The 23,625-nt window shown below is 40.4% G+C and carries 27 protein-coding genes and 1 pseudogene; 11 read left to right on the top strand and 17 right to left on the bottom strand.

Features of this window, described 5'->3' with window-relative positions; all coding sequences use genetic code 11:
• Position 1: 1 nt before the first annotated feature.
• The 4 genes from coaD to NST85_RS11685 all read right to left on the bottom strand — a co-directional run bounded on the left by coaD (position 2) and on the right by NST85_RS11685 (position 2,408).
• Positions 2 to 520 (bottom strand): pantetheine-phosphate adenylyltransferase, encoded by a 519-nt coding sequence (gene coaD, locus NST85_RS11700; protein ID WP_127191831.1) that lies wholly within the window; start codon positions 518 to 520, stop codon positions 2 to 4.
• On the bottom strand, positions 517 to 1,113 hold the full coding sequence (rsmD, locus tag NST85_RS11695; RefSeq protein ID WP_341189388.1) for a 16S rRNA (guanine(966)-N(2))-methyltransferase RsmD: 597 nt from the start codon (positions 1,111 to 1,113) through the stop codon (positions 517 to 519). The genes coaD and rsmD overlap by 4 nt, the downstream gene beginning before the upstream one ends.
• Positions 1,114 to 1,727: 614 nt before the next feature.
• A complete protein-coding gene (locus tag NST85_RS11690) occupies positions 1,728 to 1,997 on the bottom strand; it encodes a YolD-like family protein (RefSeq protein ID WP_341189387.1) in 270 nt (89 codons plus the stop codon).
• Positions 1,998 to 2,018: 21 nt separating this feature from the next.
• Positions 2,019 to 2,408: a hypothetical protein gene (locus NST85_RS11685; RefSeq protein WP_127191834.1), complete on the bottom strand. Its 390-nt coding sequence runs from the start codon at positions 2,406 to 2,408 to the stop codon at positions 2,019 to 2,021.
• A 347-nt stretch (positions 2,409 to 2,755) separates the two neighbouring features.
• On the opposite strand from NST85_RS11685, the gene NST85_RS11680 reads away from it, so the two are divergent.
• The gene (locus tag NST85_RS11680; RefSeq protein ID WP_211350072.1) at positions 2,756 to 2,884 is read left to right on the top strand and encodes a YjcZ family sporulation protein; all 129 of its coding nucleotides are present in this window, start codon (positions 2,756 to 2,758) and stop codon (positions 2,882 to 2,884) included.
• An 84-nt stretch (positions 2,885 to 2,968) separates the two neighbouring features.
• Here the strand turns inward: NST85_RS11680 and NST85_RS11675 are convergent, their stop codons facing one another.
• Both NST85_RS11675 and NST85_RS11670 read right to left on the bottom strand, forming a co-directional pair.
• The gene (locus tag NST85_RS11675) at positions 2,969 to 3,190 is read right to left on the bottom strand and encodes a phage holin (RefSeq protein WP_127191835.1); all 222 of its coding nucleotides are present in this window, start codon (positions 3,188 to 3,190) and stop codon (positions 2,969 to 2,971) included.
• Between the two features lie 287 nt (positions 3,191 to 3,477).
• Positions 3,478 to 3,687 (bottom strand): annotated as a pseudogene (locus NST85_RS11670) (M15 family metallopeptidase); the annotation flags it as partial.
• A 72-nt stretch (positions 3,688 to 3,759) separates the two neighbouring features.
• Between NST85_RS11670 and NST85_RS11665 the strand changes: the two are divergent.
• The 5 genes from NST85_RS11665 (at position 3,760) to NST85_RS11645 (ending at position 9,228) form a co-directional block, all read left to right on the top strand.
• Complete coding sequence (locus NST85_RS11665; RefSeq protein WP_127191837.1) at positions 3,760 to 4,437, top strand: site-specific integrase; 678 nt, start codon at positions 3,760 to 3,762, stop codon at positions 4,435 to 4,437.
• A 493-nt stretch (positions 4,438 to 4,930) separates the two neighbouring features.
• Entirely contained in the window at positions 4,931 to 6,253 is a 1,323-nt protein-coding gene (locus tag NST85_RS11660) for an IS4 family transposase (RefSeq protein WP_341188262.1), read from the top strand.
• Positions 6,254 to 6,813: 560 nt separating this feature from the next.
• Positions 6,814 to 6,966 (top strand): aspartyl-phosphate phosphatase Spo0E family protein, encoded by a 153-nt coding sequence (locus NST85_RS11655; protein WP_127191838.1) that lies wholly within the window; start codon positions 6,814 to 6,816, stop codon positions 6,964 to 6,966.
• A gap of 874 nt (positions 6,967 to 7,840) precedes the next feature.
• The gene (locus tag NST85_RS11650; RefSeq protein ID WP_341189386.1) at positions 7,841 to 8,644 is read left to right on the top strand and encodes an alpha/beta fold hydrolase; all 804 of its coding nucleotides are present in this window, start codon (positions 7,841 to 7,843) and stop codon (positions 8,642 to 8,644) included.
• A 140-nt stretch (positions 8,645 to 8,784) separates the two neighbouring features.
• A complete protein-coding gene (locus NST85_RS11645; protein WP_127191841.1) occupies positions 8,785 to 9,228 on the top strand; it encodes a carboxymuconolactone decarboxylase family protein in 444 nt (147 codons plus the stop codon).
• 238 nt (positions 9,229 to 9,466) lie between these two features.
• Here the strand turns inward: NST85_RS11645 and NST85_RS11640 are convergent, their stop codons facing one another.
• Entirely contained in the window at positions 9,467 to 10,726 is a 1,260-nt protein-coding gene (locus tag NST85_RS11640) for a hypothetical protein (protein ID WP_341189385.1), read from the bottom strand.
• 291 nt (positions 10,727 to 11,017) lie between these two features.
• On the opposite strand from NST85_RS11640, the gene NST85_RS11635 reads away from it, so the two are divergent.
• The 3 genes from NST85_RS11635 to NST85_RS11625 all read left to right on the top strand — a co-directional run bounded on the left by NST85_RS11635 (position 11,018) and on the right by NST85_RS11625 (position 12,015).
• On the top strand, positions 11,018 to 11,245 hold the full coding sequence (locus tag NST85_RS11635; protein WP_127191842.1) for a hypothetical protein: 228 nt from the start codon (positions 11,018 to 11,020) through the stop codon (positions 11,243 to 11,245).
• Positions 11,246 to 11,412: 167 nt separating this feature from the next.
• On the top strand, positions 11,413 to 11,709 hold the full coding sequence (locus NST85_RS11630; protein ID WP_127191843.1) for a phosphatidylinositol kinase: 297 nt from the start codon (positions 11,413 to 11,415) through the stop codon (positions 11,707 to 11,709).
• A 126-nt stretch (positions 11,710 to 11,835) separates the two neighbouring features.
• Complete coding sequence (locus tag NST85_RS11625; protein ID WP_127191844.1) at positions 11,836 to 12,015, top strand: aspartyl-phosphate phosphatase Spo0E family protein; 180 nt, start codon at positions 11,836 to 11,838, stop codon at positions 12,013 to 12,015.
• A 210-nt stretch (positions 12,016 to 12,225) separates the two neighbouring features.
• Here the strand turns inward: NST85_RS11625 and NST85_RS11620 are convergent, their stop codons facing one another.
• From NST85_RS11620 to NST85_RS11610, 3 genes are all read right to left on the bottom strand, one after another.
• Positions 12,226 to 12,927, bottom strand: a complete 702-nt coding sequence (locus NST85_RS11620) for a glycoside hydrolase family 73 protein (RefSeq protein WP_341189384.1) — start codon at positions 12,925 to 12,927, stop codon at positions 12,226 to 12,228.
• A 69-nt stretch (positions 12,928 to 12,996) separates the two neighbouring features.
• Positions 12,997 to 13,746 carry a 2,3-diphosphoglycerate-dependent phosphoglycerate mutase gene (gpmA, locus tag NST85_RS11615; protein ID WP_341191101.1) on the bottom strand — a complete coding sequence of 250 codons (750 nt, stop codon included), beginning with the start codon at positions 13,744 to 13,746 and terminating at the stop codon, positions 12,997 to 12,999.
• A gap of 67 nt (positions 13,747 to 13,813) precedes the next feature.
• Positions 13,814 to 14,410 carry an HD domain-containing protein gene (locus NST85_RS11610; protein WP_341189383.1) on the bottom strand — a complete coding sequence of 199 codons (597 nt, stop codon included), beginning with the start codon at positions 14,408 to 14,410 and terminating at the stop codon, positions 13,814 to 13,816.
• A 136-nt stretch (positions 14,411 to 14,546) separates the two neighbouring features.
• On the opposite strand from NST85_RS11610, the gene NST85_RS11605 reads away from it, so the two are divergent.
• Positions 14,547 to 15,221, top strand: coding sequence for a hypothetical protein (locus tag NST85_RS11605; protein ID WP_307392926.1), 675 nt, complete (start codon positions 14,547 to 14,549; stop codon positions 15,219 to 15,221).
• Between the two features lie 115 nt (positions 15,222 to 15,336).
• Here the strand turns inward: NST85_RS11605 and NST85_RS11600 are convergent, their stop codons facing one another.
• Positions 15,337 to 15,771, bottom strand: coding sequence for a GNAT family N-acetyltransferase (locus NST85_RS11600; protein WP_341189382.1), 435 nt, complete (start codon positions 15,769 to 15,771; stop codon positions 15,337 to 15,339).
• 170 nt (positions 15,772 to 15,941) lie between these two features.
• Here NST85_RS11600 and NST85_RS11595 point away from each other — a divergent pair, with 170 nt between their 5' ends.
• The gene (locus NST85_RS11595; protein ID WP_307392933.1) at positions 15,942 to 16,301 is read left to right on the top strand and encodes a hypothetical protein; all 360 of its coding nucleotides are present in this window, start codon (positions 15,942 to 15,944) and stop codon (positions 16,299 to 16,301) included.
• A 119-nt stretch (positions 16,302 to 16,420) separates the two neighbouring features.
• Here NST85_RS11595 and NST85_RS11590 read toward each other — a convergent pair whose 3' ends face one another.
• From NST85_RS11590 to NST85_RS11565, 6 genes are all read right to left on the bottom strand, one after another.
• Positions 16,421 to 16,639, bottom strand: a complete 219-nt coding sequence (locus tag NST85_RS11590; RefSeq protein ID WP_127191850.1) for a hypothetical protein — start codon at positions 16,637 to 16,639, stop codon at positions 16,421 to 16,423.
• Between the two features lie 211 nt (positions 16,640 to 16,850).
• The gene (gene rpiA / locus NST85_RS11585; RefSeq protein WP_341189381.1) at positions 16,851 to 17,522 is read right to left on the bottom strand and encodes a ribose-5-phosphate isomerase RpiA; all 672 of its coding nucleotides are present in this window, start codon (positions 17,520 to 17,522) and stop codon (positions 16,851 to 16,853) included.
• Between the two features lie 120 nt (positions 17,523 to 17,642).
• Complete coding sequence (locus NST85_RS11580) at positions 17,643 to 18,329, bottom strand: DsbA family protein (protein ID WP_341189380.1); 687 nt, start codon at positions 18,327 to 18,329, stop codon at positions 17,643 to 17,645.
• 125 nt (positions 18,330 to 18,454) lie between these two features.
• On the bottom strand, positions 18,455 to 19,705 hold the full coding sequence (locus NST85_RS11575; protein WP_307392943.1) for an MFS transporter: 1,251 nt from the start codon (positions 19,703 to 19,705) through the stop codon (positions 18,455 to 18,457).
• Positions 19,706 to 19,797: 92 nt separating this feature from the next.
• A complete protein-coding gene (gene helD, locus NST85_RS11570; protein ID WP_341189379.1) occupies positions 19,798 to 22,143 on the bottom strand; it encodes an RNA polymerase recycling motor HelD in 2,346 nt (781 codons plus the stop codon).
• 212 nt (positions 22,144 to 22,355) lie between these two features.
• A complete protein-coding gene (locus NST85_RS11565; RefSeq protein WP_307392948.1) occupies positions 22,356 to 23,387 on the bottom strand; it encodes an FUSC family protein in 1,032 nt (343 codons plus the stop codon).
• Positions 23,388 to 23,625: the final 238 nt, after the last annotated feature.

The raw sequence follows: 23,625 nt of genomic DNA, 5'->3' as shown, positions 1-23,625 counted from the left end.
ATTAATTATTAGTTAGTTGATTTCCGTCATACTTATCCTTCAGCGCTTTCTCTACCACAGCCGGAACTAAATCACTAACATTCCCTTGAAAGCTCGCAATTTCCTTCACCATGCTGGAGCTAAGATAAGAATATGTAGGATTCGTCATCATAAAGATCGTCTCTACCTCACTGTTTAACTTGTGATTAGTTGAAGCAATTTGGAGTTCATATTCGAAATCTGTTACCGAGCGAATACCTCTGACAATAACATCCGCTTGTTTATAAACCATATAATTGACCAAAAGATCGCGAAAACTGTCAATCTCCACATTCTCGAGATGACTAGTAGCAGAGGTGAGAAGCTCTTTCCTCTCCTCAACAGTAAACAGCGGACTTTTACTCGTATTATTCAGAACAGCCACAATTAATTTATCAAACTGCCGGGAAGCCCGCTGGATGATGTCCATATGCCCTTTGGTTACCGGATCAAAACTACCAGGATATACCGCCACTCGTATCTCATTATTTTGCTTCTTCATGTTGAAACTCCCCCTTGCTCGGTCAAGACCGACTCTTTCTCTTGTTCGTATGCATAAATTGAAATAGCCACTTCGCCATACTCAGCTTTACGCCATATCGCAAATTTTCCGAAAGTATCCGGATATACAAATGACGACTCATGTTCGAGCACGATCGTTGCTTGATCTTCTAACAAACCAAGACTATCCATCTGCTCCATAAGCTTGTCCCCATGTTTCAATCGATACGGCGGGTCTAGAAACACTAGATCAAAAGTGATCTCTCGCTTAGCTAATGCTTTCAGAGCTCTTTCCGCGTCATTCTTATAGACTTCAGAGCATTCTTCGAACTTGGTTGCCTTTAAATTTGTACGGATAATATCAATACTTTTGTACTCCATGTCAACGAAGACTGCCCGTTCCATCCCACGACTAAGCGCCTCAATCCCAAGGCCACCTGTACCCGCAAATAAATCAAGTACCGCTCCACCTTCAAAATAAGGACCTATCATGCTGAACAATGCCTCTTTGACCTTATCGGTTGTCGGACGAGTCCCCGTACCTGGAACAGCCTTTAATGTCCTGCCCCGAGCACTTCCTGAAATAACTCTCATTTCTAATCACACCCTTTTTGAACACACACTTTTTAAAATACCTAACCTACACCAACACAACTGTCGATATCGTACCATAATCCAAAGCGGATTTAAAAACGCAATCATTATAACATTATTTAGGCTCTGAAGGTATAAATCAGCACAGTGCGGACACACTTAAACTATCGACATCACCAAATGTCGTAGACAACCGCGGAGAAGACTTACGTTTCCCCATAAGCTCTTCATCCGGTTTCTCCTCTCCCATGAGGGCGCTCTGCAAAGGGCGCCCAATTTTTTAATTCAACAAACCCTTTATTCATAAGGTTTTCTTCTGATAATATCGACAATATCCTGGAACAATAGATATATGGGCGTTCGAGAGCTTGAGGAGCTATGCGAAGCGGGTGAGTTGTATTTAAAAGAACACGGATACGAAATATAGCAGGTATCATCCCCTTCAAGTAAAAACTCTAGTTAAACTCAAACAGGGCCGTTCATGGATGGAAAGTAGAGGAAGATAAAATACTACGTTTAACTACTAACTCGTGGGTAAGCTGTGGGTAAATGAACCAAAAACAGACCGTAGAGGCATAACGCCAAAGCGGTCTGTTTTTATTTTGTATATTCTTTTACTCTGCATTAACAACCGCCATTATATCTATAAACGGCACTTTATGTATCTCGCCTATTACATCGGCTATGTGTACGCTCTGAGTAAGTGAGTCCATATTAGTTATCGTACCTTTCAAGTCGTCCTCCCAACGCCAAATAGAAAACGTCAGGACCGTGTTACTCTCTTTCGCCTCCGTAAGTCTTTCGGCTAATTCCTCTAGCTCCAGATAATCCCTCTTAGGTCTTGATTCCTTATACTTCTTACTGGGTTTTGGAACAGAATACATGTGATCGCCTCCTGGTTGTATTTACAATTGCCCTTTTAGGTATCTAGCCAACTCGGATATATATTGAGATAGCTTTAAACTGATCTCTGATTTCATAGCATCGCGCGTTATCCCAAATACGTCCTGATATCCCCTACAGTGGTAGTGGTGATTTATTACAAAGTCCTCGTACTTGATTTCTAAAATTCTTATGTCTCGCTGCTTTAACTCCCTTTTTAAATTACGTGAGTCTTTAATAATCTGATCAAGTATCCTTTGCCCAGCCATCAGATACAGACGTTTTAAAATGTTGGTTGAATACTCGATATCATCTAAACTCTTCTGTACCATACTTTGCAGATGCGGTAACAAAATATAATCGCGAATCATCGTGCGTTCCTCGGCTGTTATGATATTGGCAATCTTACTCATTACATACGCCTCCAATAATACGAACATCTGTTTGTATTATATGCGAATGTACGTTCTTTATTCAAGAAGAAAATCTACCCTGTCACCATTATTTCATACAAATCATATCCTAGTATTGACACCTTCAACCACCTACCCGTCAACCTCCAAAGAGTATTGTTAGACCCTCCAGCGAGCAACAGCTGGGGGTTCTACCTATGATCTTTCCATTGCGCTATTGTGTCCCGTTAGTGCAACAGTCAATCCATTAGAACATTATTAATATCAATACACAGTTACAATCACCCAATCAAAGGGAGAGCAGCGTTCATAACATAACGTGTACTTATAATTAGGGAGGTGCTTATATGTCCGGTATAGTTGGTGGAGCTTTTACAAACACAGGTACAATCCTTGTATTGTTCATCTTATTAGTAATCGTCTCTTGCGCTTGTGTAGGTTTCGGTGGTGTTGGTGGTCTCGGTGTTGGCTGTTAATGCCGATAAAGCGTTTTAACGTCTAATGTGGATAATGAAATAAAGAACAACCCCACTAGCCTATACCTGTGGGGTTATGTCAGTTTATAAATTAAACCCAGAACTATTCGGCTTCGTTGGGTTCGACACGATCCCCAAGGTTGTTAATAGGCCAAGAACAACGTTTACTATCGTCATAATGTCTTGTTGCATAATATCCGAAACTTCAAACGTTTCTGTCAGGTGCCCAACAAGTTGGACTAATAGCAAAGCTTGAGATACAACACTTACCCATAGGGCATAGTTGCGCCATCTTTTCTTATTCATGATTATTTAGCCCCTTTCTTTAAAAGCCCGAGATTATGAAGCATTTGAATAATATTTAAATCGATTTTCGATTTATCCGACGAAGTGGTAATAGCACCGGATTTCTTGGCTGCCTCAACCGCTTCTGCATAGCCGGATGCATATGTTTCTTTGCCTGTTATATTCAGTCTCTTCTCTAGCGCTGCAATTTGCTTTGCTTGTTCCTTTACCGTAGTTTGTAAGGCTGTGGACACATCTTTTTCTGCTGCTGTCATCTCTTCATCCTCCTTCGTAATATCAAGCTTTAAATCAGTACCGTATCCTTTGTAATTAAATTGTAAATGAGGGCTATCCCAACCCCAATCGCCACCCCACTCAAACCCCAACCTCTTAGCCTCTGCTATTGCCTTTTTAATGCCCGCGGCTCCATACCCGTTATAATCTGTAGCGCCTGTAGCAAGGACAGGCACAAAGTCCAGCGCTTGACCTACTATGTGATAACTCTTAAGCGTCTTATTGTGTACATCTATCGGGTGCTAAGAAGTGTTTTTCTCAGAACCGTTGAGTGGAAGGTAATAAAAGAAAGTCCTATGGACGGCGTGAAAAAACCTAAGGAGATACCAACTAAAGAGATTCAGGTTTATGATGAAAATGACGTCAAACTTTTATTTAAAGCTCTAGATGATGAACCATTTTTATTCCGAATGTTAATCACTTTGGCTATCTCTACAGGCATGCGGCGTGGCGAATTAATTGCTTTAGAGTGGAGTCACATTGATTTAATCGAGGGTACTTTAAGAGTCGTACAATCCATTTCAATTAAAGACAATGGGAAACCAGTTATAAAACCTCCTAAGACAAAAAAATCAATTCGCACTATATCATTACCATCTTCCAACTTAGAGATGCTGAAAAAGTATCGTATGCATTACCTCCAAGAAAAAATGAGAATTATGGATCGTTGGAAAGAGAAAGAACATGAATTTGATTTTCCAAACGCGTACGGAGGCGCATTATACTTCAACCGACCAACTAAGTGGTGGATTGAATTCCTTGATTATAACGGCCTTAAAAAAATAAGGTTTCACGACCTCAGACACACCTCAGCGACTTTGTTAATTAATCAAGGTGTCCATGCAAAGATTATTTCTGAGCGATTAGGTCACGCAGATATCACTACCACCATGAATGTTTATGGACATGCTCTACAATCGGCAGATAAGAGCGCAGCCGACAAACTGGATACATTATTCAAGTCATCTTTATAAGTTGTAGACTGATTGTAGACCAAATGTATAATAAAGGTTCAGAAAACACGAAAATGTTTAACAGTATTCAATAATCGAAGCGTAATAAAACATATCTATTATCACTGTTTTGCAAAGCCTTATAACTGAGTCCTCTCTTCTCCCATGAGGGCGCTCTGCAAAGGGCGCCCAATTTTTTTGTGTGAAAATACCATATAAACCAAGGCTTTATTGGATTTATTTTAGTTAAAACTCATTCAGGGTGGCAATTAGGTGGCATTTGTCATCGTTTCCGTATGCCTGTAATCATTTTGTATAATACTGCTCTAACAAAAAAAACGCAGTCCTTAAGGGCAATGTCATTAAGTTAAAGCATAGGTCCAAAAATTAAGAAAAGAGCAGGTTATCGAAAAGATAGCCTGCTCTTTTTTTTGCGCGAAACTGAGAAATAGAACTTGACAAGTAGATTGAAATGTGTGGCGTAGCCCCTTGAAAAAACGAGGAGGTTACGCCAATGAATGAGTATGCGAATTCACTAAAAGAAACGCTGACATCCCTTCTACGAGAAATGTCAGCCGCACCAGCACCTTATGTCAAAAACCCTGAAAAAGACTTTACCCGAAAGAAAAAGCTACCCTTTGAAACGGTTATGCAACTCTTGATCTCCATGGGTGGGAACAGCATGTATAAGGAACTCTTAGAATCGCAAGGCTATGACGTAAACACCGCGACCACTTCTGCTTTTGTCCAGCAGAGAAATAAAATCCTGCCTTCAGCTCTGGAATTCTTGTTTCACAAATTTACGCAAACCTATACGGATATCAAGCACTACCGAGGGTATCGATTACTTGCTGTTGACGGTTCCGATTTGCATATCGCAACAGACTCTGCGGATACGGACACCTATTTTCAAAGTCAGCCGAACACGAAAGGCTATAACCTTCTGCATTTGAATGCAGCCTATGATTTGTGCAGCAGACTTTACGTGGATGCCATTGTTCAGCCACGAAGGTTGTGTAACGAGAGAAGAGCACTAGCAGATATGGTTGACCGTTCCTCCATTAAAGACAAAACCATTGTTACTGCCGATAGAGGTTATGAAAGTTACAACAATTTTGCGCATATTGAACGCAAAGGGTGGAACTATGTTATTCGGGTAAAGGATTTAGATTCTAATGGTATTCTTTCAGGCTTGCGTTTGCCCTCTGGTGGAACGTTTGATATGGACGTTTATCTGACACTCACCAAAAAACAAACCAAAGAGATCAAGGCTCATCCCGAAATTTACAAGTTCGTCCCTTCCACGTCTACTTTTGATTTTTTGGATTTGCATGAGAACTTGTTTTATCCCATTTTTTTTCGGGTTGTTCGTTTCGTCCTGCCGAGTGGCGCTTATGAAACCGTCATTACGAATCTTTCTAGCACTGATTTCCCACCCGATGAACTCAGGTCTATTTATAACATGCGATGGGGTATAGAAACCTCTTTCAGGGCATTAAAATACACAGTCGGTCTGACGAGTTTTCACGCAAAGAAGCGAGAGTCCATCACCCAAGAGATTTTCGCAAGAATGATCATGTACAATTTCACTGAAATGATTACCTCGCACGTAGTCATTTCTCAAATGAATAAACGGCATCAATACCAAGTCAACTTCACGGTCGCCGTTCACGTTTGTAGACATTTCCTGCACTCAAGAGACAATGGATCCCCGCCCGATGTTGAAGGACTGATTCGCAAAAACATTTTGCCGATTCGACCCATTCGCCCAGGGCAGAAGAATACGCGCAAAATTCGCTATAAATCAGCTGTTAGCTTCGTTTACAGAGTAGCATAATTCGTTTCACATGAACATTTTTTAAGCGGGTATTTCATCCGCTTTGTTTGCTGTACGCTTTTTTTCTTGCTTGCGCAAAAAAAAACGGCACAGTTCTTTTACCCATGCCGTTTCGGATTTCATTTTTATTCTCGGTTTCGTTTTGAGCTTATCTTAATGACATTGTCCTTAAGGGTCTGCGTTTTTTGATGCCGCCTAATTATTCAGTCATCAATCTAAGGGAACTAGTAGCCCATATTTTGAGTTTTGAGCGCCGAAAAAAATCTAACCGATTGAATGACCTTATTCCTTCCAATTGATGCCCCAATGCATGAATAATGACGAAATAACGTCTACTGGTTCCGTTACAATCCAGAACAGTGGAATAAACCGCTAATTACTAATCACAACATCGTTTTACATATTTTATCTTATAAGGAGGATATTTGTCTTAATTTGCCGAAATTCATAATACCACATTTGATTCCGGTGCGGACGGGACAATGCTGGGTTTCCGCTTTACGGTCGTGGTGCACAGCGAACGTCTAATATAGATATATAAATATTAGGGGCTGTTCGATTTGTGTGAACTTTACAACAAAATTGAAGAACTCCGCTTGGAGTTAAATAAACTCGCTGTGTATGGACGCCTAGCTGACCAAGAGTTAGTAATTCTTAGCCAAAAACTTGATAGATTGTTAAATGAGCTCCAAAGAGGTAAACAAGCAAAATGAAATAAGGGAGTCGCGGATGCGGCTCCTATATTATAGAAATAACACGCTCATAATGCGCAGAAAAAAAGAGGAATTGAACAAAAATATCCCACAGCTGGATTGGTAGTATGGACTTTTTTCTTTAACAAAGACCACTAGGGGCCACTAGCGCTCCTTCCTCATAATATTTGCAGGAAGAATACGATTACTTGTCGAATTGAAAGTTGGTGAGAGTAAAGTTGCTACTATTTTTATGTTTTTATTTTCATTTTCAGGTTTCATATTTTTGATTTATGACTTACTTTGGTGAAAAAAAACATTCCCAAACATTCTGACGAAAAAAAGACCACTTAGGATATTGGTTAAACCCCAATACTGTATACAATGAAAAAAAATAAAAGCCCTATTAACTGAACTATTTAATGAAAAAGCGGCAGACCAAGAATAAAATCCTGGTCTGCCGCTTCAATGATTCCACTATCGTTTCTCGTTAGTTTAATCATACCCTTAATTATGTTCAAGCTTTCGCTAGTTCCTGTTTGTAGTAAAGAATGAGCTAATTTCTATTTAGACATTTGATTAAGGTAGCATAAATTGACTGTGAGAAATTATTATGGAATCATGAGTAGGGTGATGAGATGAGGAAATTAATAAGTAAAGAAAATACGGATTGCTCAGCTGGTAATAGAGGAGGTAAGCGAAAAGGGGCAGGTCGCAAACCAATAGGAACAACTCGAAAAATTTCATTAACTTTACCGCAGGAATGCTGGGAAGAAATAGACCGCTACTGTCACAGAGGGGATTATTCTGTTTCCGAAATACTAAGGTCCATTATAGAAGATAACCTTAATAACGCCGATTTCTTATGAGTAAGTAAGTGTGGGAGGCTCATGTTATGCTAGAAGGCAATTTAAACTTAGATGATGGAGTGCTTTTTTACGCAGTTTCAGGGAATGGCGATCCTGTTGTTCTGATACATGGAAATTTTAATGATCATCAAATTTGGAATGAACAAGTTGATTCATTTTCCACACATTATAAATTAATTCGATATGATTTAAGGGGATATGGCCTTTCCAGTACACCAAAATCCTCTTTCTCCAATAAAGATGATTTAAAAGCACTGATTGATACCTTGAAACTTCATAACGTTACTTTAGTAGGTTCCTCCATGGGTGGCGCCATTGCTATCGACTTTACTCTTACTTATCCTCATCTAGTCAAAGCTCTTATTTTGGTTTCACCCTCCATAAACGGCAATCCTTACCCTATGAATATGATGTGGCAAGGAACAAAAAATTATATCAATCTTCGTTTGAAAGGACGTAAGAAAGCCATTGAGTCATTCATAACGAATCGTTTCTGGCAGTACTTCATTCCTTCCATAAAAAAAGAAGAAGCTCGAACAAAATTGATCAATAATATTGAGAACCCTAACAATTTCTGCAGATTCTCTCCGAGTCTCTCAGTGGCTGTTAAACCATATGCTTTTAATAGATTACACGAGATTAATAAACCGACCCTTATTATAATATCTGATCAAGATCATTCATTTAACAAAAAAACTGCGGAAACCTTACATAAAAGTATAGTATTGTCATCTAAAATAATCATGCAAGACTGTGGCCATCTCCCGTTTATCGAGGCGCCGCGTGAATTTAATCAAGTAGTTCTTGATTTCCTATCGAAAAGAATATGATCATAATGATTCTACTAGGACATTCCAAAAATGATTTGAATGTCAAACGAAAACGTAGCACAAATGTTCGTATAATCCGAATAATAATGGTATAATAGTGGCATAATATTGATAAATTAAACATCAAGGAGTTTTGCCAAATGAGTCAAAGAGTTCCCTACTATGAAGTTGCACCTGATGCAATGAAAATTATGATGGACATGGAGATGTACACCAAAAAGTCTACAATTAATCGAACTACAAGAGAACTTATCAAAATTAGAGTCTCTCAGATTAACGGTTGTGCCTTCTGTATAGATATGCATACATCCGAAGCTCGTAAAATGGGTGAAACGGAACAACGAATTTATTGTTTAAATGTTTGGAATGAATGTACTTTTTATACACCTGAAGAGAAGGTTGCTCTCGAACTATCTGAGCATATTACTTTAATCCCTACAAAAAGAGTTCCTGATGACCTATATAAACGAGTACGTGAACAATATGACGAGAAACAATATGTTGACCTTGTTCTGATTATCAATCAAATCAACAGTTGGAATAGAATTTCTATTGCAATGGGCAATACAGCAACTGAAAAATAATTACTCTCAATGAACACCTTAGGGTGTTCATTTTTTTCTTCTTTTGCTACACCTATGTCTCTACTTCGCCTTTGACTTTTCTACGATCCGACCGAATCCGCTTAGTGAAACGTTAGCCGTAAAGGTAGGCTTATCAGAACATCGGCTATTAGTGGATATTTGTAGCTACAAGGCTAATTACATTTTTACAGGGGAGGAGCAACTACGCTTCTTCCCCTCTTTTGGTTGTATACCATATTTAAACCTTCGAAATCATTATTTTAGCAGAGACAAATCCATCGTTGCCAAGGTAACCATACGCTCCGTAGTCCGTGAAGGTGGCTGTAAATCCACCAATCTGTTTGAGACTACCGTTTTTGAGAACACCTTTAACCGCAATAATGACTGTATTGGTTTTATTCCAAGTACTATCAGGGTATGCCATATTAAAATCAGTTATATTAACTACATCGGCCTTCACTTCGAGCATGGCCGGCACTGTCTTACCCATGAGAGTCATATGGCCATCATCGGATATCGCCGCAATATCAGCCCAATTCTCGACTTTCGGATCCGTGTTTTTATTCAGTTTACGCCATACCCATGCGGTTCCAGGTCCTTCGAGTTTTGCTCGTCCAGAATTTGGATTGAAATAACCCCCGTCGTACCAATCTAGCGGACTGATCATCCCCCAATAAAATGAGTTATAACCTCGTTCATCCATGTTCCACATGCCGTGTTGCGCATTCCACATCGTACCATTGTAAGCATATCCATAGTCTGTATATTTCTTGGTTGCATCCTTGCTGCCACCGGAAAACTTCCCGAAAGAAACCCTTTTAAACGGTGATGTACCACTTCCATCAATCTCAAATCCAGATCCACCTATCGTCATACCACCATAAGCATCGCACATGAAATGGTTATTCCAACCTAGCATGATACCGAACTCACGCCATGAACCGTCTGGTTGGAGCGCTCCTATATCCTCACCCGTTTTCTCTCTAGCAGGATCATTTGGACCGTAAGCTTTCTTACCGTTGGCCTTCCACAGGTTCATTCCCTGATTGACAGTATCACCAATAGACTCTTCCCCCGGATACGTACCACCTGCCTGGTATTGCCATCCAAAACTAAAATTATCAACATTAATTCGCTTAAATCTTTTGGTTGTGTAATCATACCGAGCATTCACTAAGATCCACATCTCTGAAAACGCCACTCCACCCCGAACACCTGTAATGACAGCAAAGTTATAGGGTGAATAAGCCTGGTCAGACCACTCTGGAAATATAGATAACCCTTGGTTTATACGCATGCCTGTTTCCGTTTCTGAAGCGATCACCATGCCTTCTGTCATATTTGAAGATGAAAAGGCGACGACGACGTGGTCGTTTACATTGGGCGACAAATGTGAAGCAAAGGGAAGTTCCATCGAAACGGAATGATCATTTGGAAACGTGATCTTTACTTTATGCAGAGCTGTATTAATAGAACTGACATAACCCTTTTTAAGCATCAATACACCTCCATCGGTTCGCCACGGATTGATTACCCGCATATTATAGTAATGATTACTCATTTAATAGAGTATGGATAGTGAAACCATAACGTGCATTTATCTGTTCCGTAAACTTCATAAACAGACATTACCCCGCCCTTAGTAAATCAAACATTAGTGATTTTCGTTACACGTTGGAATTCCTTCACTTTTTGTAATCAAATTTATATTTTAAACTCTCTTAGGTACATAGCCGTTACCCCTAGTCCGTTTCTCCATAAATTAATAAGTAAAAGGAGGAATGTCTTAGTGGAAGCCTATTATAATTGCTTACGTTGTATGAATAGAAGGGTACGTATTTTGACGATACACGGTGAGCAACATGAAGGAGTTATCACAAAAGTAGACCGAAATAATGTTTATTTAAGAACGGGTCCAAGAGGCGACGTGCAAACTTCAGCTTTCTTCCCATTTGGTGGCGCCAATGATATTTTGACGTTAAGTCTGTTCACCTTACTTGCAATAGCTTTGATTTAATTCTCAATATCATCACCATCTGACAAAAGCACTTGTGAAGATCTCTTCACAAGTGCTTTAACACGTCCACTCTTAGATTTTTTTACTTAAAATGGGCTATTGCCGTGAGCACTATGGGTTAAAAACCATAAACTGAAATTAAGTTACATTCACCTAGGAGGTTATCCATGGACGCAAATTATTATCAACAAGTCAGTTGGAGTTGCATGAACAAATATGTAGGCATTCAAACAACCGATGGCAAGTCACATGATGGATTTATTGCTCACGTAGATCAGGATTATGTGACCCTTGCCATTCCAACCGATGAAATGGTAGATCGGTTGACAGGAATGCCCGCTGAGGAATCTACTTATAGACAGTTTGGTTTCCATCCAGGTTTTTTCCCTAGACGCAGATTCTTCCATCGCCGCATTCCATTTTTCGGAATTAGAGATTTATTCTTACTTCCCTTCTTCTTTTAGATAAAAGGGAATTTACCGCTTTTCTTATTGACAAAAGCACTTGTGGAAAAGTATTCCCAAGTGCTTTTGTCATAAATTCACCTCTTTGCGGGAAGGATATAGATAACCCACAAGGAGGTAACAGGAATGGAAGATCTTAAGCAACTACTCCTACAGATAGAGCAATTACGCCAACAATTAAATAATTTGAACACTAACAATAACTTAACAGATCCCGAGATCGTAGTTGCTAGTCAAATGTTAGACGCTGTACTGAATGAGTACTATGGTCTAATGAAGAAGAAATCTAAAGACAAATCTAACTAGGAATATCCAAAATTAGATTACTTACTGAATCAATAAAAAATACCCTATCTATTACAGAAAGGGTATTTGCAAATAATATATTCAAAAAGGGGGGTACCTCTATAATAGATTCATAATATTAAAATAAGATTACCGCTATATTAAAATATAATAAAAAAGTGTTAACAGTATATTATTAACCGATCCCAGAACTATCATCCAACTTTAGGTTTATTTATTGAATAGTCCCAAACGGTACAACACTGTAATCAAACGGTAAAAATGAACACTTCCCTTCGCGGGCGTGTTAATAAGCGGATTCTTGATATCGAATTTAACAGCGGCCGCAATTGCCTCAGTAGCCCATTCTGGAGTACTCATATTACTTCTATTCTCTAACTGGGCGATACGATCTGCTTGTTTTGTCACCATATCCTGCAAAGCCTGAAACTGCTTCTTCTCCTCCGCCGTCATCGGCTCATCCCCCTCCTTCACATCATACGAATAAAGGTTATACTTATCCATCATGGCGATCAGCTTATTCGCATAATATGGGTCCGTAGCATACCCAGCGGCTGCAACTGCCTTTGCTGCTTCTTTACCACCTTTACGAAGGACATTAATATAACGCTTATTCTTTAACAACCGAGTATGATCTGCCACTGACTCATCCCAAGAGTTATACTTGCGGAAAGCGGCATTAACCTTATAGGGTTTCCCACCACGATATTCGGTCGTAGACATGATCACACTACCAGCAGAACCACTGCCTTTAATTCCGAACAGATTGTTAGCTTGCAAGGTAAGGCCGCTAGCACCCCAGTTTGATTCCAGAGCGCCCTGAGCGATAGTTAAAGCGGCCGAAACACCACTATCATGCCAATCCCTCACTGCAGCCGGTGCTATTTTGGCGATAAAAGCGTCACTATTCATCTCATCACCTCCATTATATTAAATGAAGATACGAGAATTAGGGTTTGTACATCTCTCCCTATTTTTTTACTATTCTAATATATTATCTGGATGGGCTACTTGCTCTAATTTATGTTGAATATGTTGTTCACTACCAAGATAGTACTTTTCGAGTGGTCGTAGTTGTTCATCTAACGTATATACTAATGGAATTCCAGTTGGAATATTAAGATCGGTAATCTCTTCATTACTTAAATTGTCCAGATACTTAATTAACGCACGCAAACTGTTACCATGCGCTGCAATAATGACATGTTTGCCCTGCTTTATCTGGGGTGCAATCTCCTTCTCCCAATAATCCTCCACCCTAACAACCGTATCCTTAAGGCTCTCGGCAAGTGGAATCAACTGATCGGGCACATCTCGGTATTTATCTTCATGACGAGGAAACCGATCGTCGTCCTTGGTAAGTGCCGGAGGTTGGATATCATAACTTCTCCGCCAGAGCATGACTTGTTCTTCTCCGTACTTTTGGGCAGTCTTCAGCTTGCTAAGTCCTTGTAAAGCACCATAATGGCGTTCATTGAGCTGCCAGGTTTTATGAGTTGGTATCCATAACAAATTCATAGGTTCGAGAATGAAATGTAACGTTTTGATAGCACGTTTTAAGTAAGATGTATACGCAACATCAAATACTAAATTTTCATCTTTGAGTAATTTCCCTGCTGCCGTGGCTTCTGCGACCCCTTTATCGGACAAGTCTACATCCGTCCAGCCTGTAAACAGATTCAATTTGTTCCATTCACTTTCTCCGTGTCTTACCAGCACCAGTTTATACATTTCCTCTTCATTCCCTTCCCTTATCTGATTTGCTCGTATAATAAAAGCGCACCCTTCAGCCATCCATTTACTCTGCTAAATATCCTTTTGCAACAGCATCTCCAACAAGCCAGACAGCATAATCATAGAGCGCCGGAACAGAGATAGCCATTTTAGTAATACGCGCAAGTACTTGAGAACTCCTAACACCATGTCTTTGCCATGCGGCACCAGAAGTATAGTAATTATGTAACAAAGGTTGTAGACGATCGATCGAAGCAGCATAACGAGATTCCATCGTATCCCCGGCTTCAAATTCAAGCCAAAGTGAAATCAATTCATCCCTTTGATCATCGGGGAGTAAGCCGAATAATCGATTTGCCGCTAACTGCTCACGCTGAAACTTATCGACGTGCCCGGATTCGTCATATGCGAATGTATCACCTGCGTCAATTTCAACAATGTCATGAATAAGCAACATTTTTAATACTACCGTTAAGTCTAGTCCAGGCTCCGCTGCATGCTCCAACATAATCATCCCCATCATGGCTATATGCCATGTATGCTCCGCATCATTCTCTTGCCTAGAAGCATCCATTAACAGAGATTGCCGCAACACATGCTTAAGTTTGTCAATTTCCCTTATAAATTCAATTTGTCGATGCAAGCGGTTTGATTCGTTCACTAGTAATCTCTCCCTTTGTATAAATATCATTCGAATATATCACAGATCCCATTCCGCTACGAAAGAAATCATGAATATATCCCCCTAATTTAGGCTGTGCTATAATGATAAATAATAATGAAAAGTGGAGGATAAAATGAGTAAGTTCATGGTTCTAGTTTTTTTATCCTGGCTAACAGGTAGCCCTTTGCTTGCACTGGTTATTGTACTCGTAATTGTGTATTTTATTGATCGGCGTTTTATTGGCTTACTACCCAGCATTTCCAAGCCATTCCGTCGTTCCCGAAACATATCACGACTACGCCAACAAATAACTCTAAATCAGTTTGACGTCTCCTCCAAACGCGAACTCGCCAGACTTCTGCTCGAACGGCGTAAATTTGCAGAAGCGTACGATCTTTTACAAGCGGTGCAAGCGTCCTCCGAATCGTCGGCGGAATATTGGAATGATCTTGGAACGGCATCCCTCGGTTTGGGACGCATCGAAGAAGGCGAGACACATATTCTTCGTGCACTCCAGTTGAATGAGCGGGTTAAATATGGTGAGCCTTATTTACATCTTGCTTCGGCTTACCGTACTGTCGATCCCCAGAAGGCGTTGCAGTATGCAGCCAAATTCGGCGAAATTCAATCCTCATCTAGTGAAGCCTTTTATTTGCTTGGTGTGCTGTATCAATCACTTGACCAAAAGGTCGAAGCAAAACGCGCACTGGATGAATCCATTGCCATCTACCGAACTCTCCCGAAATATAAGAAACGCCACGAACGGAAATGGGCCTTACGTAGCTTCTTTAAACGTTCGTCCTTATAAAAATAGACCGTCAATTCCATTAACGGAGATTGACGGTCTATTTTATTCTTCGCCGCATCGTTTAAATGATACTGCACGAGAGTTAATTAGCTATCCCGCCCACTCTGGTCTGGAATTAATCTTCACTCTCTTCATCAACCTCATAGAGACAACGGAACTGTTCTAAGCCGTTGTCAGCAAGGGTTGAACTCATAACCTGAAATCCCACATTACGGAAGAACTCGGCTCCCTCTTCATCAGTAACCGTAAAGACTGCCGAAGGTTTCTTTTCAAATATAATCTCTAAGATCAGGCCACGACCATAACCTTTCAACCGATCTTCTGGCTGAACAGCAAGATGAATAATTTCCAGCTCACGTGCACTATTCATGCAGCCACCAATGAGGCCCACATACTCATCCTCATCAACAAACGCATACAATTCATAATCTTCGTTCGAACCATATAGTTTTAATGCTTGCTCCAAAGCTTCCGGATCAGAGAAAACAGCAGATTCCAAGAGCTCCCTAACAGGCAATTCACCAATCTTCGAAGTAACTAGAGTTAGCAATGTATCCCTCCTTCCTATATCAGGTATTTCTTAAACTCAATACGTTCGCATGACACTTTATCATAAATGAGCTTTAAACTCCACCTATTATGTAATTAACTCTTGCATTTTATTTATATCCGACTATAATAATCGGTATACAGTGATAATAGCGTAAAGGTGATGATACCATGAATCAAACACTCCATAGTAACACTGAGCAAATTAATGATTATTTAGATTTATTAAATTACGCCAAACAAATAGGCGATACATCATGGCAAGCGGAAATTGTAGCGACTCTGAGCAAGCTAAATACGCCGAAGACATTTCAGGAAACGTCCGACGCAAATGAACTGCTCTGGAGACGATTTGATCAAATCAATACTTCATTGGTAGAGTTGTTTAATTCCATACGCGAAACACAAGATAATGTTTATAAACAGCAATTAGTAGAAAAAATGTGGGGATTGAAGTTGGAGAGGATCTCTATATCTCGTCAAATCAAAAGTGATTATTTTCAGACAGAGGATTTATGGTTTGAGGAATAGAAAAAGGCATGCAGTTGACTGCTCTGCCCGATGAAATCGTTTCTAGCAATTTAACGGATTGCCATGAAACATAGAAGATTCTATGAATATATAAATTTATGACAAATTAGCATGTGTTATTACACGGAAGTTTGTTTCATTTCGCGCATCATCTTCATCATCATAGTCATCATTTCATCGCAGTCTTGCATTTTGTCCATCATCATGTCCATGTCCATTTCCATGTCCATCATGCTCATTTCAGAACAGCATTCCATCATCATCTTCATACTGTTCATTTTACACATCATTTCGTCCATAGTCATGGTCATCATCATTTGCATACACATTTTATCCATCGTTTCCCCTCCCTTCTGTATTATTATTCCAACAATTTAAAATTACTATATTCCCATCCAAAACTCAACATAAAGTTGGATGAACTATTGATTTTTTTGTGAACCCATAGTATAATACCAACTTTTCTCATAATTCCAGTGTGTTTTATGTTAATTACATATAAAAAAAACAGTATAATGAGATCCCCTCACTATACTGTTCAAGAGCTTATTATTTTTCATTAATCTCTGTACGTCCGTCTTCAAAACCGATAATAACCGTATCCGTAATTCCCACGAATAAACCATGCTCAACAACACCCGTTATCGCCTTGAGTTCCTCAGCGAGTGTCGCCGGGGATTCGATCACGCCAAAAGCAGCGTCTACAATGTAATTCCCGTTATCCGTTACATATAGGTCGTCGCCATTTTTCCGCATTTCAAAAGGAACATCATATCGGTTTCTCAGTAACTTTAACGTCCATTCATAGGTGAAGGGGACAATTTCAATCGGTAATTTGAATTGTCCTAGAGAAGCAACCACCTTACTACTATCCGCAATGACAATAAATTTGTCACTATGCATGGCTACCAGCTTCTCACGAAGCAAAGCTCCACCCCCGCCTTTGATCAGTTCCATTTGTGGGTTAACTTCATCTGCACCATCAATTGCCAAATCCAAATGATCGACTTCCGAGGCGCTTATAAGCGGTATATTATATTTCTTAGCTAGCTCTTCCGAAGCATTTGAAGTAGCAATAGCACGGACTTGAAGACCCCCATTCACCATTTCCCCAATCTTTTCGATCGCATAATAAGCTGTAGATCCTGTTCCGAGACCAATTGTCATCCCGTCTTTAACAAACTCAGCAGCACGGTATCCCGCCACTTGTTTTGCATTCATATTTTACCCCTCCTATATGTATTATCACTATTTTTGTATTCGAGGTGTTTCAACGTCTATCATATCAAATTACAAGTATAAAAAGAACAGCATGTCCAGTTACGGACATGCCCCCAATGATTATTGTTTCTCAATAACTGCCTTGATTCCTTCAAAACTGTCATCTTCCACCGGGTTCCCATTTACAAATATTGTTGGTGTCCCTCCAACTTGTGAATCATCCGCAATTTTGATATCAGCGTTGATATTGTCGATATATTTCAGGCTATCCAAATCTTGCTCAAACTGCTTCAAGTCGACACCCGGGATATTCTGCTTCACCAAATCCATTATAAATTCCTTAGTAGCCCATGTGTCATTCTTATTGCCCTGTTGCTCCATCATTAGTTTATAATATGTCCAGAAATAATCTACATTCTGTTGGTATAGCGACTCACCAGCAAGTGCCGCAGCTGTGGAATCCGGGGCTAGGAAAGGAAGATCCACAAAATAAAATACTGCTTTACCTGTATCTAGATAGGCTTTCTTTAACTGAGGGAAAACGTCCTCCGTCCAGTGTTTGCAAGACGGACATTTGTAGTCAGCAAACTCTACGATTACGACAGGAGCCTTTTGATCTCCAATATAAGGTTGATTTGAAGTCTCAAATCCGTTCAACACCTGCTCTTGCACGCTGGCAGGGGTAAGAATTTCGCCTTCTCCTTTGTCATAGGTCAATTTAATGACTAACAGGACGGCAACCAGTAGTACGACTACTCCCCCTAACAAGAAAAACGACCATTTACTACTTTTTTTACTACTTTTCACAATTCTCCTCCTCACCACTCATAAAAATACAATTTGCCTTGATTATAAGTGTTGAAGAGGTTATATACTAGAAGCAATTGAGGCGAAAACAGACCACATTTTGACAATATTGTGTTTTTATATAATCAAGTTTGATGTATAGGTTTCGGTGTTTTGGCGACTACACCTCCATCTTTACCTTTTCCTGACTCAGGTTTAACCATTAGTAGCAACAATATTACCGCAATCAGAGAGACACCTGCAAAAACGAAGAACAACGTCATATGACCTGCAGGGATCAGGAGAGAAATGACCGGTGGCCCTAACGAAACGCCAATAAACCGCATACTGCTATATATTGAAGTGATGGTACCTCGAAGTTCTTTGTCAATACCTTCGGTAATTAGAGCATCTGAACTTGGAAGAACAATACCGATGCCTGCTCCACACACCACAAGACAAGCAATAACGAAAAAAATATTGTTAAAGAAACCAATCCCGAATAAAGCTGCGGTAGACATTACTAATCCAACCACACCGCACCATTTCATCAAATTCTTGTTCTTACCCATCTTCTTACCTGTGATGTAAGAGGATAGGCACAGGGCTGCCAGGGGTATGGCCAGTACCAACCCTTTAACAACCCCCTTCAAACCATGCTTCATTTCTAGCTGCTCTGATAAATAAAACAGCACTCCAAATAGTAAAAACATGCAGATACACCCTATAGCAAATATAGCGTATAACCAACGTCCCTTCTCCTTAAAGACACCTTTCACCGAATTCATGAATTCCTTAAGAGATTTTAACTTCCCTTTTTTCTTCGGCTCCTTAACTAAGAATAGAACCAGCAATAAAGAAATTAAACAAAGTACCGGGATAGCAAGAAACGGGATGTACCAAATCCATGCACCTAAAAGCGCCCCCAGAATCGGGCTAAGTACCTTACCAAATGTATTCGATGTCTCAATGAGACCGAGGCCCTGACTAACTTTATCGTCATCATCGAACATATCCCCAACGAGCGGTATCACAATGGGAAAAGCTCCAGCCGCTCCAATTCCCTGCAGGAATCGCCCCGCCAAGATGATCCAGTATACCGTCATTCCATCCCCAATCCACGAGGCCGCTCCCGAGACGCCCCCACCAATGCCTGCAATAATCAGACTTGGGATAATGATGACTCTGCGGCCATACTTGTCCGAAAGATAACCTGCAATCGGTATCAGCAGAATAGCTACAACGGCATACACCGTAATAAGCATACTGACCTGAAAAGAAGAGATATGCAGTTCACGGGCAATTTGTGGTAGGATCGGAATCAACATCGAATTACCCAAAGTCATAATAAGCGGAATGGATGCAAGTGCAAACAAACCGCCTTTCTTATTATCCATTGTCAGCCACCTTTCCCAACGTGTAAACATGAGATACCCGTTAGTGTGGTTGAAATGAAATAAAATATTCTGCCTTTAATTATCTCCGCGAATTAACAACGGACGTAAGTCGAAGGATCTGCCTCCAGAATGAATCGACTAGGCTCACCAACTGAATAAATGTGCAACAGATGCATAGCTCTTGTACAAGCAGTATAGAATAGCTTCCTCTCAGCTTCCCTCGTGTATTTCAGATTAGAACCGTCATAAATAAGTACTGCGTCAAATTCCACACCTTTTGCCAAATACGCCGGGATGATGTGGATTCCCTTTTCAAACGAAAGAGTTGTCTTTTTGATCAACTTGACAGGTAGTTCAGGGGACAGAATTTCAAAAGCCCCTAAGCTTTCAGCAGCCGTCTTACAGATGACTGCTATAGTCTCATATCCTTCGGCACGAAGTGATTCTATATCATCTTGAATACGAGCATTCAGGGCCTCAGTACCCGATACAATCCGTATTTCCGGCTTCTCACCAGCTCGGTCAAACGGGATGATGGACTCACCACCATGAATCATCCCCTTAGTGAGTTCAACGATTTCACGGGTAGATCGATAACTTTGATGGAAGGTGATTAATTCACTCTCATCTTCACCATAAAGATCACTCAGCACTGTTGATTGCTGTAGCACCGAAGCATGCGCATAAATCGCCTGGTTAAGATCTCCTAGCGCTGTCATCCGAGCACGAGGAAACAATCTTTTTAAGAAGAAAAGCTGGAACGGAGAATAGTCCTGTGCCTCATCAATAATGACATGCCTTATATCCGTATTTGAGCGGAAACCTAGAATTAGCTCCTTCAGATAGAGGAATGGTGTGGCGTCTTCATAAAAAAGTTCACCTTCGCCAAGCTTCTGCAGGGTTTGCAGACTGATTTCTTGCCAATCTTCCGGTAACCCTATCGGGCTGATTTCTGACATCAAATCGGGATTACGGAACATTTGAGCATACAGATTAGTCACATCAACAAACCGTAAACCTTTCACCCATTTTCGAAGTGGCTTCAGGCGATCGCTAACAATCATTTTTGCGAGGATATCCCGCTCCTGTTCGTATTCTCCAAAGGAATCCGCTTTACCTTGTTGTTGCTTGCGCCGCAAACGTTGATAGGCCTTCTGAAAATCATCGATATCGAGTAATTGAATCTGCTCCTCAACCCAAGGTAGTTCCAACTCTCCCACCGCAAAGGTTGCCAGCTCCTTCAATAGCCAATCCTTAAGTAATTCACAGCGATTAGCTAGCCGAATAGCTGAATCAAACGAGTAAAATTTATCTTTAATGCGCTCTGCACTCACGAACTCTTTGCCTTGGAACCTAAGTGGCTTGAACTGCATTCCTTCCTTCTCCAGCAGTTCCTTATAACGATTAATTGCATCTAAATAAATGGATGACGACTTATAACGAATGCCGTTAATACGTGAAGCATAGTGCTCATCCTCTTCTCCAGATAGTACATATTCAATTTGCAGAAAAGGATCCTCAAGCTGAAATTCTCTGCCAAGCCGATGCTCAAGGTATTCTTGAAATGTCGTTTGTCGCATGTTCTCTTCCCCAAGCTCGGGGAGAACGGTAGACACATAGCTATTGAACATTGGATTAGGTGAAAATAGGATCATTTGATCGGCCCTTAGATGCTCTCTATGTTTATAGAGTAAATAAGCCACACGTTGCAATGCAGCAGAGGTCTTGCCACTGCCAGCCGCGCCCTGAACAATCAGCATTCGACTTCGATCGTCGCGAATAATTCGATTTTGCTCGCGTTGAATTGTTGCCACGATACTCCGCATTTGAGCATCAGAACTTCGACTAAGCACTTGCTGTAATAATTCATCACCTATCGTTACTCCGGTATCAAACATTACCTTAATTTTTCGACCCTGTATAACAAACTGACGCTTAAGCGTCAAATTTCCTTGAATAGTTCCCGAAGGTGTTGAGTAAGATGTTGGTCCTGGGACGCTATCGTAATACAGATTTGAAATCGGCGCACGCCAGTCATATACAAGAAACGTTTCATCTCCCTCTTCCATCAGCGAGGCAATCCCGAGATAAATACATTCTGCTTCTTGGCCCTCTTCAGCAAAATCAATTCTCCCGAAATACGGTGATTGCCGTAGCCGTTTCAACTTTCCAAGTGCTGCCGAAGTATGCAAATGACTGCGCTCACGTTCTGAGAGCACCTGCGATTGTTGCCGTAAGCTGGTCGAGGTTTCCCCTACATCATCCTCTTCACCAAAGTTAACTGTTACCTCGTCCCAGTAGTCCTTACGCATCTTAACTACATCGTCCCGAACGACGCCAACTTCTTGCTCCAAACTAGTAATTCTCGATTCAATTTGGTCGCCTACATACTCTACTCGTAGCTGTTCTTCTTGCCAAGCTTTATCCGAATTACTCAATTGTAATCGCCCCTCTTGATTTCTAAAAATATATTGTTGACCAAATTAATTAAATATGATATAATTTTATAGGATGCGTATTTATACATAAACCTTTAAGGTCCAGTCATTATCATAACAATTTTACGTAAGGATTACAATCTTAGCTTTATCCTTTATTTATAATGAAAGTCCCGCCGACTGGCGGGACTTTTTAGATTGAAGTAATAAACTTATTTCTCTCCATGTGCAACGGGAGAATGATCTGCCAGCCGGTTTAGCCTTTCCAACTGATGCCCATATTCATACATTTCAGCAGAAACAATCGACAGACGTAATACACCTTCTCGCTGTTCAGCAAAACGATCCAACATTCTTCGCATAAATTCGTCATTCTCCTGCTCAAATTGCATACCTTCCAAAAAGTTCGGCTTCAGCTTATCGTTAAACTTCAACATAATATGCTCATGAAACTTGATCATTTTCTCCAAATGCATATCGAACTCATCATTAAGCTCAGGTGATCGAACGGCTTGAAAATAATGTTCCTCCACTGCATCTAGTACCTCATATCCCTTGCGCAGAACTTTAAGCATCTGTTTGTAAACCACAAGCTGACGGCCTTCGCTGAACCTAGCTTTAGCCGTTTTTAATTTTTTCGAATCCTCATCCATAAGCTTATATTTGTCACTTAGCGAATCAATCGTTTCTTCTAATGAACGCTTTTCACTTCGATAGACCGTTGCTTTAATCTCATCTGAAACAGCTGTGCGTAGCAGCAAAGACAATTGTTCAAATGTTTGGCGGATTTGCTGATCATACTGCACCTTGGGTTTCGGTGGATACACGATAATGTTGATAATAAACGCAGATAAGATACCAATCAAACTGAGCACAAAGCGATTAAGTGCAAATTCCCATTGACCATTAGCTTCCATTACCGCAACCACGGTTACCAGCGTAATCCCGATCGTATCTCCCATTTTGAATTTAAGACAAATCATGATGACAAGAATACATACTAGCCCGACAGCAATAGGTTCATTGGACAATAACATCCCACCTAACACCGCCAGTATCGCACCAAACGTAATCGTCTGAAGCTGATCCATCAAATAGCGCCATGACCGATAAATAGATGGTTGCATGGCAAATATGGCAGCAACCGCCGCTATAACGGGCGAAGGCAAATTAAACCAAAGCACTACATAAAGTGCAAGAGTTACCGCTAATCCTGTTTTGAGCATTCTCGCGCCAAATGTCACTTCTAATCCCTCTTTCTCTAACTCCATATACTGTTACAGGTTGTACTAAAGTTTATACTAACCGCATCCCATATAGACTTGATATAGGAATAACAAGAACACTTTATTCGGTTCAATCGGTTAGTTATTTATTTATTACCCCATTCGCGGATATATTGGATCATTTTTAGTCACCCTGTTTATTATAGGTGTCTACTTGTCAAAACTATATGACAGTAAGACCCAATAATTTTAAACG

The organism is Paenibacillus sp. FSL K6-2524, assembly GCF_038005525.1.
Classification (GTDB): domain Bacteria; phylum Bacillota; class Bacilli; order Paenibacillales; family Paenibacillaceae; genus Fontibacillus; species Fontibacillus anaericanus.
Note: the sequence above shows the minus strand (reverse complement) of the source record. Positions and strands in the feature narration are given on the sequence as shown.